Raw genomic sequence first — 12,773 nt, 5'->3', positions numbered from 1 at the left:
ATACTCTCTGTCGGTGGGATGAAGCGGTGCAAATCATCTGCCGAAGTGACGCCGCTGTAAAGCCCGGCGCGGTGTAGGAAAGGTGCACGATCAAAATGTGGGAGCGGGCTTGCCCGCGAAGGCGGCGTGTCAGTCACTACAAGTGTCAGCTGAACCACCGCATTCGCGGGCAAGCCCGCTCCCACATGGGATCTGTGATGTTTTTGAGAGAAGGTTATTCGGCGGGCAAGGTCAGGCGCTGGCCGGCCATCAACAGCGACAGGCGGCTCAGGCTCATCCACGGCGAACCGGCCGCCTGGCCCTTGATCTGCGCGTCTATTCGTTGCGCTTCCAGCAGCAATTGCGCCCAGCGTTGCGCCGAGTGCCGTTGCAGGGCTTTGCTCATCAGGGGTTTGCGTTTGTCCCAGACCGGTGGCCGCGCCTGGCTGAAGCATTTGTCCAGCGGAGTGCCCTGGCTGTATTGCAGCGAAATATTGGCCAGCACCCGCAACTCACGGGCCAGCGCCCATAGAATCACCGGGGGTTCCACGCCTTCGCCGCGCAGCCCTTCGAGCATGCGCAGGGCGTGGGCGGGTTCACCGTTAAGAATCGCGTCCACCAGCCCGAACACGTCAAAGCGAGCGCTGTCGGCCACTGCGCCTTGTACGGTTTCGACGGTGATTTGCCCGTCTTCGGCCATCAACTTGAGCTTTTCGATCTCCTGGGCGGCAGCAAGCAAGTTGCCTTCGACCCGGGCGGCGATCAGCTCAACAGCGTCTTGCGTCGCTGACAGCCCCGACTGGGACAGGCGCTGACGAATCCACTGCGGCAACTGGTTGCTGTCCACTGGCCAGATCTGGATGAACTGGGTCTGTGGTCCCTCTACCAGCGCCTTGCCCCATTTGGTTTTCTGCGCACTGCCGTCGAGCTTGGGCAAGCTGACCAGCAGCACCGTGTCTTCAGCGGGACGCGAGCAGTATTCCATCAACGCCGCCGCGCCCTTGTCCCCGGGTTTGCCCGAGGGCAGGCGCAATTCCAGCAGGCGTTTTTCGGCGAACAGCGACATGCTCGCACCGGCTTGCAGCAGCGTGCCCCAGTCGAAACTGGCGTCGGCGCTGAAGACCTGGCGTTCATCGAAACCCTGCTGGCGCGCGGCGCTGCGAATAGCGTCTGCCGCTTCCTGGCACAACAGCGGGTCATCACCGCTGACGATATAGACAGGCGCGAGGCCACCTTGCAGGTGTTTGGCGAGTTGGGCGGGGGCGAGCTTCATAGGCGGGGCAAACGGGGCGCCAGGGGCGCCCCGTCTGGCTTACTCGACAGGGACTTCAACAGGCGATTGTTTCGGCGTGTTGTCTTCGTACTCTTTTGCGGCTTTCAGGGCGTCGGCGTCAGCCTTGGCCTTGTTGTCGGCGGTTTGCTGCAGAGCGGCCAGTTTTTCCGGCGTCAGCTGTTGCAGACGTACCATCAGGCGCTGGATCAGCTCACGACGCATTTCCTTGCGAACCTGAATGATCTCCGAGTCCGAACCCACCAGGTTGTTGCCGTCGTGGCTCACAACTTTCTGGACTTCGAGCTTGTCGGCCATCAATGACAGGTGGTCACGGCCCTGTACTTCATAGTTGACGGCCGTATTGAGCTCAACGTCCGACGCGCGGCCGGCGCTGGCGTAGCTCAGGCTACGCTGGGATTCCTGCTCGTCCACCAGGACCAGTTTGTAGGTTGCACCGGTGTAGACGTGCACACCGCTGTTTTCCAGGGTCTGGCGCAGCTGAACCACGGTGTCGCCGTAGGCGTTGCGGGCGCTGACGTCCAGTTCCTTGATGCTCAGTTCATTGGTGCCGGTGCCGCGCAGCTGGAAGCCGCAAGCGCTCAGTAGCACAGCGAGGCCCATCACCAGCAAATTGCGTTTGATCATTTTGTTGCTCCCCTTGAAACCATGTGGGCCTTATCGAGGCCTTAAAGGTTTGGTTCGGCGCAGGGCCCAAGCCCTGCGCCCGATCCGATTAGCTGGCGACGATGTTGACCAGTTTGCCAGGCACTACGATCACTTTGCGGATCGTCAGGCCTTCGGTAAAGCGCAGCACGTTCTCGTTGACCCGTGCAGCCGCCTCGACGTCTTCACGGCTGGCGCTGGCTGGCATATCAATCTGGCCACGCAGTTTGCCGTTGACCTGGATCACCAGCTGAAGCGTGTCCTGTACCAGTGCGCTGTCATCCTGTACCGGCCAGCCGGCGTCGATCACCGCGCCACTGTGGCCCAAGCGGCTCCACAGATCATGGCTGATGTGCGGCGTGATCGGAGCCAGCAACAGAACGACCGTTTCCAGGCCTTCCTGGACCAGCGCGCGGTCTTGTTCGGTCGCCTGCGGTGCTTTTTCCAGCACGTTCATCAGCGTCATCACCTGAGCGATGGCGGTGTTGAATTTGTGGTTCTGGCCCACGTCCTGGCTGGCCTGGCGAATGGCCAGGTGAGTGCTGCGGCGAATGGCTTTCTGTTCATCGCTCAACGACGCCACGTCCAGCTTGCCCGGCAGGCCCTGGCTGACATGGGCATGTGCCAGGCGCCAGACGCGCTTGAGGAAACGGTGCGAGCCTTCGACGCCGGAGTCGGACCATTCGGCGCTCATGTCGGGCGGCGAGGCGAACATCATGAACAGGCGGCAGGTGTCGGCGCCGAACTGATCGATCATCGACTGTGGGTCGACGCCGTTGTTCTTGGACTTGGCCATCTTCTCGGTGCCGCCGATTTCCACCGGCAGGCCGTCGGATTTCAGCTTGGCGCTGATCACCTTGGCTTTGCTGTCACGCTCAAGCTCTACGTCCGCCGGGTTGAACCAGGTGTAGGCGCCATTGGCTTCGCGGCGATAGTAAGTCTCGGCGATCACCATGCCCTGGGTCAGCAGGTTCTTGAACGGCTCATCGGAGCTGACCAGACCTTCGTCGCGCATCAGCTTGTGGAAGAAGCGCGCGTACAGCAGGTGAAGAATGGCGTGTTCGATGCCGCCGATGTACTGATCCACCGGCAACCAGTGGTCGGCCGCGGATTTTTCCACCAGGCCGCCTTCATAGTGCGGCGAGGCGTAGCGAGCGTAGTACCACGAGGACTCGACGAAGGTGTCCATGGTGTCGGTTTCACGCTTGGCCGGTGCACCGCATTTCGGGCAGGCGCACTCGTAGAACTCGGGCATGCGCGCCAACGGCGAACCGGCGCCATCGGGCACTACGTCTTCGGGCAGTACCACCGGCAACTGGTCTTCCGGCACCGGCACGTCACCGCAGGTTTGGCAGTGGATGATCGGAATCGGGCAGCCCCAGTAGCGCTGGCGGCTGATGCCCCAGTCGCGCAGGCGGAACTGGGTGCGCGAGGCTCCGAGGTTTTTCTTGATCAGTGCCACTTCAATGGCGTCGAAGGCACCCTGGAAATCCAGGCCGTCGAACTCGCCGGAGTTGATCAGTTCGCCGTGCTCGCCGTAGGCGTCTTGCCACGGGGCCGGGTTGGTATCACCCGAGCTGGTACGCACGACCGATTTGATCGGCAGGTCGTACTGGGTGGCGAATTCGAAATCGCGCTCGTCGTGAGCCGGCACGGCCATTACTGCGCCATCGCCGTAGTGCATCAGCACGTAGTTGGCGACCCACACCGGCAGTTTTTCACCGGTCAGCGGGTGCTCGACGAACAGGCCGGTTGGCAGGCCTTTTTTCTCCTGGGTGGCGACGTCGGCTTCGGCCACGCTGCCGCCTTTGCATTCGGCGATGAAAGCCTGCAGCTCTGGGTTGTTCTGTGCAGCCTGGGTGGCCAGCGGGTGTTCAGCGGCCACGGCGACGTAGGTCGCGCCCATCAGGGTGTCTGGGCGGGTGGTGAAGACTTTCAGTGCGCCGGCAACGCCAATGGAATCGACGTTGTACGGGAACTGCACTTCCATGCCCTTGGACTTGCCGATCCAGTTGCGCTGCATGGTCTTGACCTGTTCAGGCCAGCCCGGCAAGTCGTCGAGGCTCGACAAGAGTTCATCCGCGTAGGCAGTGATCTTGAAGTAGTACATCGGGATTTCGCGCTTTTCGATCAGCGCGCCGGAGCGCCAGCCGCGACCGTCGATGACCTGCTCGTTGGCCAGTACGGTCTGGTCGACCGGGTCCCAGTTCACGGTGCCGCTTTTCTTGTAGATCACACCTTTTTCGAACAGGCGGGTGAACAGCCATTGTTCCCAACGGTAGTAATCGGGCTTGCAGGTGGTCACCTCGCGCGACCAGTCTACCGCCAGGCCCAGGCTGCGCAGCTGGGTCTTCATGTAGGCGATGTTTTCGTAGGTCCACTTGGCGGGCGCCACGTTGTTTTTCATCGCGGCGTTTTCCGCCGGCATGCCGAAGGCGTCCCAACCCATGGGTTGCAGAACGTTCTTGCCGAGCATGCGCTGGTAGCGCGAAATCACGTCGCCGATGGTGTAGTTACGCACGTGCCCCATGTGTAGCTTGCCGCTGGGGTAAGGGAACATCGATAGGCAGTAGTAAGTCTCCTTGCCTGGCTGTTCACTGACTTCAAAGGACTTTTGCTCGTCCCAGAAGGTTTGGGCGGCATTTTCTATTTCACGGGGCTGATATTGTTCGTGCATGGCTACTTTTGAACTGAATAGGGGTGGCCTAATCCTCTTCGGTGCAACGTTCAGGTTGATCGACACCAAAAAGCGGCGCGTCCGTGCCCAAACCCTGCGGGAAGTGGAGTTACAGGAAGCGCCGTAGCATACATGACCCCACTCTATCGAGGGAAACCCTGATTGCGCAGGCAGGGCCGTCTGTCGCGGCGCCGGGCAGGCGCAGCCACGGGGACTACGCTGTTTATTGGGGAGTGAGTCTTATCTTCAATGAGGTGAGGGGATGGTTGAATCGCAGCGAACTTTAACGAAACCGCAGTTGTACCAAGGACTGATCGACCGTTTGGGTCGGGCATTGGATGCTGCCAGAACCGCAGGCCGATTGCGTGATGAACGGCCTCTGGAATTGGAGTTGCGAGGCTTGAGCCAGGCTGAGCTTGAATTGATCAAGGTTTACCTGGAGTTGAATCACCAGCGTGCCTCTCAAGGGCCGGCTTCCCCGCCAGCCCAGGCGCCATCACGTTCGGCCAAGGTAATCTGGTTGAAGGATGTGGCGGCCGGTCGCGGCCCCGAAAAGCTTCGGGCCGTTCGGTGAAACATCGCGTTATCCAGTGACCTTCTCGAAATGTGTGGGTAAAGATTGTCGCTAAATCCCGTTGCATCTAGGCTTCGGGCATCTTTGGAGATGCCCGATGCCTTTTCGTTATTTCATTAAACAATTGCTGTTGCCGCCCGGCATTTTTTTGCTGCTGCTGGTGTTTGCCTGGTGGTTTCGTAAAAGCCGTCCGCGCCTGGCCGGGTTTTGCTTTGTGGTGGGGTTGGGCGGGATGTGGCTGATCAGCCTGCCGGTGATGGTGCAATGGGGCGCGCATGCGCTGGAAACCGAGCCACCGTTGGCGCGTGACGCGTGGGCAACGCTGGCGCAGCGCGCCGATGCCATTGTGGTGCTGGGCTCCGGGCGCGAACGCGGTGATCCGGCCTGGGGCAGTGATCAGCCCACCGGCATCGGCCTTGAGCGCCAGCGGTATGCCGCGCGACTGGCCAAGGCCTCCGGGTTGCCGGTATTGACCAGCGGCGGCTTGCACTACGGCACGCCGCCCAGTGAAGCGCAGTTGATGGCCGTGTCGATGCAGGATGACTTCGGCGTGACGGTGCGCTGGAAGGAAGAACGCAGCCGTACTACCTGGGAAAACGCGCAGATGAGTGCCGAGATACTGCTGCCCCAAGGCATCAAGCGCGTGGTGGTGGTGACCCAGGCCTGGCACATGCCGCGCGCGGTGTGGAGTTTTGAGAAGGCCGGCTTCACTGTGGTGCCGGCGCCGGTGGGGTTTTTGGGCGTGGACAATGCCCGGCCGCTCGGCGGCTGGATGCCCGAGTTTGTGTCGGTGTGGCGCAGCGGGCAGTTGATCAATGAGGCGGTGGGGCAGGTGGGGTATCGGGTGTTTTATCGATAACCCCGTAAATCAACGGTGCGGTGGGCCTATGTGGGAGCGGGCTTGCTCGCGAAAGCGGTGCGTCAGTCAGCCTGTTCATTAGCTGATGCACCCTATTCGCGAGCAAGCCCGCTCCCACACAAGCCAGCTCCCACATTGATTTTGGGTTTGTCTGTCAGACCGTCTTGGACATCCGCCCCGCCAGCAACGCCCAGCCAAACAGCCCCAGGCACACGATGATCAACGGCCATGAGCGCCATTGCAGGTACGGCGTGAGGTTGTGCATCGGCACCACCTCGCCGTACAGGATCCCGCGCTCGAACTGCGGGATCTGCGCGGTGATCTGCCCGAACGGGTTGATCAGGCCGGTAACGCCGTTGTTGGTCGCCCGAATCATCCAGCGACCAGCTTCCAATGCGCGCATCTGCGCCATTTGCAGGTGTTGCAGCGGGCCGATGGAGCGGCCAAACCAGGTGTCATTACTGATGGTCAGCAACAGATCGCTCTGGGCCGACAGGCCGGCAGCAAATTCCGGGTACACCACTTCATAGCAAATGAAGGGCGCAATCTGATAGCCCTTGGCCTGCAGCATCGCCTGGTCAGACGGGCCGCGAGCGAAGTCCGACATGGGCAGGTCGAAGAACGCAATCAGCCCGCGCAGCATGTCTTGCAACGGCACGTATTCGCCAAACGGCACCAGTTTCTGCTTAAGGTAAGTGCCTTCGCCTTCGCCGACCACGGTGATGCCATTGAAGAAACGCTTCTGGTGGTGCACTTCCTGGCGGATCGGCACGCCGGTGATCAGCGCCGTGTGCCGGTCTGCAGCAAACTTGCCCATCATGCCCAGATAGCCTTCGACGGAATCCTTGAGCACCGGCACGGCGGTTTCCGGCCACACCAGCAGGTCGACGCGCTTGGAGCTGAAGCTCATGTCGCGGTACAGCGCCAACTGCGCATTGAGCTGCTCGGGGTCCCACTTCATGCTTTGTTCGACGTTGCCCTGGATCGCTGCCACCGTCAGGGGCGCGCCCGAGGGCGTGGTCCAGGCGTGGTGCTTGAGCGCCAGGCCTATGGCCCAGGGCGCAACCAGCAGAACCAGGCCTGCGCCGATGAACCCGTTGCGCTTGCTCGCCAGCAGGCGTGGCAGGTTGCACAGCACCGCAGCGGTCAGCGCCAGCGCGAAGGAAATCAGCCACATCCCACCCAGCGGCGCGAGGCCGGTAAGTGGGCCGTCGAGTTGACTGTAGCCAGAGTAGAGCCAGGGGAAACCGGTGAGGAACCAGCCGCGAAAGGCCTCTTGGCCGACCCACAACGCAGCAAACGTCAGCGCGTCGGCCAACGGTGCTTCATTACGGCGCAGCCAGCGCGCCCACAGCCAGGCGGGCAGGGCGAAAAACCAGGCGATGGCGGCGGTAAACAGCAGCATCAAAAAGCCAGCCAGCAGCACCGAAGCGCCGCCGAAGTGGTGAATGCTGTAGTAGATCCAGCTGGTGCCGGCGCCAAACAGGCCGAAACCGAAACACCAACCACGGCCCAGGGCCTGACGTGGCGTCAGCTCGCGCAGGCCGATATAGAACAACCCGACCGCCACCAGTGCAAATGGCCACAGATCGAACGGCGCCAGCGCCAGGGTGGTGATGGCGCCGGCCACCACGGCCAGCAAGTTACCGGGCCAGCCGGGGCGGGTCAGACGGCGCATATCAATCCTTAGCGGGCAATAGGTGTCAGGCGAATCAAATGGATGCGGCGGCTGTCGGCATTCAGGATGCGGAAGCGATAGGCGCCGATCTCGGTGGTCTCGTTACGCTTGGGCAGATGCCCGAACGCGCTCATCACCAGGCCGCCGACGGTGTCGAACTCGTCGTCGGAGAATTCGCTGTCGAAGAACTCGTTGAAGTTCTCGATCGGCGTGAGCGCCTTGACCAGGAAATCACCGCTGGGCAGCGGCTTGATGTAACTGTCTTCTTCGACGTCGTGCTCGTCTTCGATGTCGCCAACGATCTGTTCCAGCACGTCTTCGATGGTCACCAGACCCGCCACGCCGCCGTATTCGTCGATCACGATGGCCATGTGATTGTGGTTGGCGCGAAATTCACGCAACAGCACATTCAGGCGCTTGGATTCAGGCACGAAGGTGGCCGGACGCAGCAGGTCCTTGATGTTGAAGTTGTCGCCGTTCTCCTTGAGGATCAACGGCAGCAGGTCCTTGGCCAGCAGGACACCCATGACGTCGTCATGGCTTTCACCGATCACCGGGTAGCGCGAGTGCGCCGAGTCGATCACGGCCGGGAGGAATTCCCGAGGGGTCTGGGTCGCCTTGATGCTGATCATCTGCGAACGCGGGACCATGATGTCCCGGACTTGCAGGTCAGCCACCTGGATGGCGCCTTCGACGATGGCCAGCGCTTCGCTGTCCAGCAACTTGTTCTGATGGGCCTCGCGCAGCAGCTCAAGCAGCTCCTGGCGGTTTTTCGGCTCGTGGGCAAAAGCCTGGGTCAATTTACCCAGCCATGACTTCTGCCCGTTGCTCGATCGGTCTTCGCTCATAGCGATTACTCTAAATCCTTTGTTGTTTCAGTGAGGTGTAGTTTCGATTTCGTCGTCTGCATAAGGGTCGCGGTGACCCAATTCAGCAAGCAACGTTTGTTCCAGTGTTTCCATCTCCAGCGCTTCGTCATCGTCTATATGGTCGTAACCCAAGAGATGCAAGCAGCCGTGGATCACTAGATGGGCCCAATGGGCCTCAAGTTCCTTGCCTTGCTCCTTGGCTTCGCGTTCCACCACCTCGACACAGATCACCAGGTCGCCCAGCAGCGGGATGTCCAGTAACTCATCCGGCACGTCGGCTGGGAAGGACAGCACGTTGGTCGCGTAATCCTTTTGGCGCCACGTGTGATTCAGTTCGCGGCCTTCGGGCTCGTCCACCAGGCGGATGGTCAGCTCCGAGTCGGCGGTGCGCTGGCGCAGGGCCAGCGTGCACCATTGGCGGAACTGTTCTTCGCTGGGGGCGGGCGCGTCGGTGGCCAGCTGCAGGTCAAGCTCAAGCATCGCGGCGAACGTCCTTGGCGGGTGCGTCGTCCTTGTGGTCGAAGCGCTCGTAGGCTTCGACGATGCGCTGCACCAGCGGGTGACGCACCACGTCTTTGGGCATGAAATGCGTAAAGCTGATGCCCGGCACGTCCTTGAGCACTTCGATGACTTGGGCCAGGCCCGACTTGGTGCCCTTGGGCAGGTCGACCTGGGTCACGTCACCGGTGATCACGGCGGTTGAGCCGAAACCGATACGGGTCAGGAACATCTTCATCTGTTCGACGGTGGTGTTCTGGCTTTCGTCGAGGATGATGAAGCTGTTGTTCAGCGTACGGCCACGCATGTAGGCCAGCGGGGCGATCTCGATCACCTGGCGCTCGATCAGTTTGGCCACGTATTCAAAGCCGAGCATCTCGTACAGCGCGTCATAGAGCGGGCGCAGGTACGGGTCGATCTTCTGGGCCAGGTCGCCGGGCAGGAAGCCAAGCTTTTCGCCGGCCTCGACCGCCGGGCGCACCAGCAGGATACGGCGCACTTGCTCGCGCTCCAAGGCGTCCACCGCACAGGCCACGGCCAGGTAGGTCTTGCCGGTACCGGCGGGGCCGATGCCGAAATTGATGTCGTTACCGAGGATTTCTTTGACGTAGCGCTGCTGATTCAAGCCGCGCGGGCGAATCATGCCTTTTTTGGTGCGCAGGGCCACGCTGGCTTCGGCCACCGGGTTGTTGGCCAAATCTTCCACGGCAGATTCCTGCAGGTACAGGTGCACGGTCTCCGGCGACAGCTCACTACCCTTGGTTTCGCGGTAGAGGCGGCGGAGCAGGTTTTCTGCAGACGTGGTGTGCTGGGGTTCACCAATGAGCTCGAACTGATTGCCGCGGTTGCGGATCTCGATGCTCAGGCGTTGCTCGATCAGGCGCAGGTGCTCGTCGAACTGTCCGCACAGGTTGGCGAAACGGCGAGCCTCAAAAGGCTCGAGGAGAAAACGATGGGGTTCTATGGGTGCGTTCAAGGTCGCTTTTAGCCGCCCTTTGGCTGTTGAGGTGAAAGAGAGGATAACGCCAGTGGCCTACGTGCGAAAGCACTTAAATGGGCTGGTTTGGATCTCAAGAACCCTGAAGATCCACTGTGGGAGCTGGCTTGCCTGCGATAGCGGTGTATCAGCGCCAGTTGTATCGGCTGACTCACCGCTATCGCAGGCAGGCCAGCCCCACATTTTGATCTACATCAGGTCAGAGCGATCAGTTAACCAACGACCCACGCAACGAGTGCGGTTGCGCCGCATCAATGTGCACATCCGCAAACTGGCCGATCAGGGTTGGGTTGTCGCAGCGGAAGTTGACGATGCGGTTGTTCTCGGTACGCCCTTGCAGCTCGCCCGGGTCTTTTTTCGAATAGTCGGTGACCAGGATGCGCTGGATCGAGCCGACCATTTGTCGGCTGATCTCGAAACCTTGCTGGTTCAGACGGTGCTGCAGCGCGTTCAAGCGCTCTTTTTTCAGCGCTTCCGGGGTTTCATCCGCCAGGTCGGCAGCCGGGGTGCCTGGGCGCTGGCTGTAGACGAACGAGTAGGAGAAGTCGAACCCGACGTCTTCGATCAGCTTCATGGTCTGCTCGAAATCTTTCTCGGTCTCCCCGGGGAAGCCGACGATAAAGTCCGAGCTGATGCAGATACCCGGCACCGCCGCGCGCAGTTTGCGCAGCTTGGATTTGTATTCCAGGGCCGTGTGGTTGCGCTTCATCGCCGACAGAATGCGGTCCGAGCCCGATTGCACCGGCAAGTGCAGGTGTTTGACCAACTCCGGCACTTCGGCATGGGCCTGGATCAGGCTGTCGGAGAACTCCAGCGGGTGCGAGGTGGTGTAGCGAATGCGCTCGATGCCATCGACGGCGGCCACTACGCGGATCAACTCTGCCAGGTCGGCCAGGCGGCCGTCATGGGTCTGGCCGCGGTAGCCGTTGACGTTTTGGCCCAGCAGGGTGACTTCGCGCACACCGTTTTCGGCCAGGTGGATAATTTCTGCCAGCACGTCATCAAACGGCCGGCTGACTTCTTCACCACGGGTGTAGGGCACCACGCAGAAGGTGCAGTACTTGCTGCAGCCTTCCATCACCGACACATAGGCGCTCGGGCCGTCGATGCGCGGCTCGGGCAAGTGGTCGAATTTTTCGATTTCCGGGAACGACACGTCCACCTGCGGCAGCTTGGTGATACGCGCGGCGTCGATCATTTCCGGCAGGCGGTGCAGGGTCTGCGGGCCGAAGACCACGTCAACATAGGGCGCGCGGTCGCGGATCGCGGCGCCTTCCTGGCTGGCCACGCAGCCGCCAACGGCAATCACCATGTCCGGGTTGGCCAGTTTCAACTCGCGCCAGCGGCCCAGCTGGGAATACACACGGTCCTGGGCGCGCTCACGAATCGAGCAGGTATTGAGCAGGATAACGTCAGCATCTTCGGCGCGGGCGGTGACTTCCAGGGCCTGATGTTCGCCCAGCAGATCGACCATGCGCGAGCTGTCGTACTCGTTCATCTGGCAACCGTGGGTTTCGATGTAAAGCTTCTTGGCCATGGGAATCGTCAACTGGTGGTAAAGAACCGCGCATTATAGGGGGCATGTCCATTGGTTCCTAGCGTTGTGCATCGGGTGCCATGCTATAGTTCGCGCCCTCTTTTATATCCCCGATGTGTTATTCGCCCACCATGACCAAACGTGAAGCTCCAATCTATAAGGTGATTTTCCTTAACCAGGGCCAGGTGTTCGAAATGTACGCCAAGCAGATCTATCAAAGTGATCTGTGGGGCTTCCTGGAAGTGGAAGAGTTCGTCTTTGGCGAGCGCACCCAGTTGGTCGTCGATCCGGGTGAGGAAAAGCTGAAAGCGCAGTTTGAAGGCGTGGTGCGCAGCTTTGTGCCGATGCATTCGATTGTGCGCATCGACGAAGTCGAGCGCCTGGGCACGCCGAAAATCAGCGAAGCGCGTGGCACCAGCAATGTGATGCCGTTTCCGATGCCGATGCCTGAGAAGTAGCGCGTTAGACCGAGGTGTGCCCATCGCAGGCAAGCCAGCTCCCACATTCGACAGCATTCCAATCTTGGAGCGCGTTCAAGTGTGGGAGCTGGCTTGTCTGCGATAGCGGTAGAAGGGTTTAGCTGAAATCAGGGAAGGGGCGAGAAGGGCGAACGCCCATCGGCACTCTGCAATTCCTGCAAGTAATTGCGGAAGATCTGGCCCAGCACCTGGGTCGCCACTTCCAACTCATCACGCTGCATGTGCTCGGCGACTTCGTCGGCGGTGTCCAGCGCGTCTTCAGCGCCGTTGACCGCGGCCATTTTCAGCACGATATAGGCCTGGACGTTATTGGCCGGCACGCCTTCGCCATGGAAAAACATTTTTCCCAGTTCGAATTGCGACTGGGCGTGGCCCTGCAACGACGCTTTCTCGAAGTAGCTCAAGGCTTTGTTGAGGTCGCGGGCGGGGTTTTTGTCGTCGTGGTAGTACTCGCCCAACTCGTATTGCGCCTGCGCATCCCCGCCGTCGGCCTGTTTCTGGCACGCGCTCAGGGCTTCGGCCTGGCTGTCTGGCTGGGTATTGAGGGTGCAACGACCCATCGCTGGGATTAACAACGAGTTGCCGCCTGCTTGTGCATGTGCCAGCAGCGGCTGAAGGAGCAACAGGCAGCCCAGAACCAGGGTGCGGCCGGTGCGTTTCATGGGAATCGACTTACCTCTGACGGGGCGC

12 protein-coding genes are annotated in these 12,773 nt (G+C 60.9%); 3 read left to right on the top strand and 9 right to left on the bottom strand.

Going from position 1 to position 12,773, the window contains the following annotated elements:
• Positions 1 to 214: 214 nt before the first annotated feature.
• The 3 genes from holA to leuS form a co-directional block, all read right to left on the bottom strand.
• Positions 215 to 1,252 (bottom strand): DNA polymerase III subunit delta, encoded by a 1,038-nt coding sequence (holA, locus tag FPT15_RS15265; RefSeq protein WP_145162463.1) that lies wholly within the window; start codon positions 1,250 to 1,252, stop codon positions 215 to 217.
• Positions 1,253 to 1,291: 39 nt separating this feature from the next.
• On the bottom strand, positions 1,292 to 1,897 hold the full coding sequence (gene lptE / locus FPT15_RS15260) for an LPS assembly lipoprotein LptE (RefSeq protein ID WP_145162460.1): 606 nt from the start codon (positions 1,895 to 1,897) through the stop codon (positions 1,292 to 1,294).
• Between the two features lie 88 nt (positions 1,898 to 1,985).
• Positions 1,986 to 4,592: a leucine--tRNA ligase gene (gene leuS, locus FPT15_RS15255; protein ID WP_145162457.1), complete on the bottom strand. Its 2,607-nt coding sequence runs from the start codon at positions 4,590 to 4,592 to the stop codon at positions 1,986 to 1,988.
• Between the two features lie 262 nt (positions 4,593 to 4,854).
• Between leuS and FPT15_RS30050 the strand changes: the two genes are divergently transcribed.
• Positions 4,855 to 5,166, top strand: a complete 312-nt coding sequence (locus FPT15_RS30050) for a hypothetical protein (RefSeq protein ID WP_145162454.1) — start codon at positions 4,855 to 4,857, stop codon at positions 5,164 to 5,166.
• Positions 5,167 to 5,263: 97 nt separating this feature from the next.
• Complete coding sequence (locus FPT15_RS15245) at positions 5,264 to 6,025, top strand: YdcF family protein (protein ID WP_145162451.1); 762 nt, start codon at positions 5,264 to 5,266, stop codon at positions 6,023 to 6,025.
• A gap of 154 nt (positions 6,026 to 6,179) precedes the next feature.
• Here FPT15_RS15245 and lnt read toward each other — a convergent pair whose 3' ends face one another.
• The 5 genes from lnt to miaB all read right to left on the bottom strand — a co-directional run bounded on the left by lnt (position 6,180) and on the right by miaB (position 11,604).
• The gene (gene lnt / locus FPT15_RS15235) at positions 6,180 to 7,703 is read right to left on the bottom strand and encodes an apolipoprotein N-acyltransferase (RefSeq protein ID WP_145162444.1); all 1,524 of its coding nucleotides are present in this window, start codon (positions 7,701 to 7,703) and stop codon (positions 6,180 to 6,182) included.
• 8 nt (positions 7,704 to 7,711) lie between these two features.
• A complete protein-coding gene (locus tag FPT15_RS15230; RefSeq protein ID WP_015373027.1) occupies positions 7,712 to 8,551 on the bottom strand; it encodes an HlyC/CorC family transporter in 840 nt (279 codons plus the stop codon).
• Positions 8,552 to 8,578: 27 nt separating this feature from the next.
• Positions 8,579 to 9,052 (bottom strand): rRNA maturation RNase YbeY, encoded by a 474-nt coding sequence (gene ybeY / locus FPT15_RS15225; RefSeq protein ID WP_145162441.1) that lies wholly within the window; start codon positions 9,050 to 9,052, stop codon positions 8,579 to 8,581.
• Positions 9,045 to 10,046 (bottom strand): PhoH family protein, encoded by a 1,002-nt coding sequence (locus FPT15_RS15220; RefSeq protein ID WP_145162438.1) that lies wholly within the window; start codon positions 10,044 to 10,046, stop codon positions 9,045 to 9,047. The genes ybeY and FPT15_RS15220 overlap by 8 nt, the downstream gene beginning before the upstream one ends.
• Positions 10,047 to 10,275: 229 nt before the next feature.
• Positions 10,276 to 11,604, bottom strand: a complete 1,329-nt coding sequence (gene miaB, locus FPT15_RS15215) for a tRNA (N6-isopentenyl adenosine(37)-C2)-methylthiotransferase MiaB (protein ID WP_145162435.1) — start codon at positions 11,602 to 11,604, stop codon at positions 10,276 to 10,278.
• Between the two features lie 131 nt (positions 11,605 to 11,735).
• On the opposite strand from miaB, the gene FPT15_RS15210 reads away from it, so the two are divergent.
• Entirely contained in the window at positions 11,736 to 12,062 is a 327-nt protein-coding gene (locus tag FPT15_RS15210) for a DUF1820 family protein (RefSeq protein ID WP_003194436.1), read from the top strand.
• Between the two features lie 128 nt (positions 12,063 to 12,190).
• Here FPT15_RS15210 and FPT15_RS15205 read toward each other — a convergent pair whose 3' ends face one another.
• Positions 12,191 to 12,745, bottom strand: coding sequence for a tetratricopeptide repeat protein (locus tag FPT15_RS15205; protein WP_145162432.1), 555 nt, complete (start codon positions 12,743 to 12,745; stop codon positions 12,191 to 12,193).
• Positions 12,746 to 12,773: the final 28 nt, after the last annotated feature.

Origin of the sequence: Pseudomonas sp. RGB (assembly GCF_007713445.1) — a bacterium.
Lineage (GTDB): Bacteria > Pseudomonadota > Gammaproteobacteria > Pseudomonadales > Pseudomonadaceae > Aquipseudomonas.
This window is presented reverse-complemented; position numbering and strand designations above follow the sequence as displayed.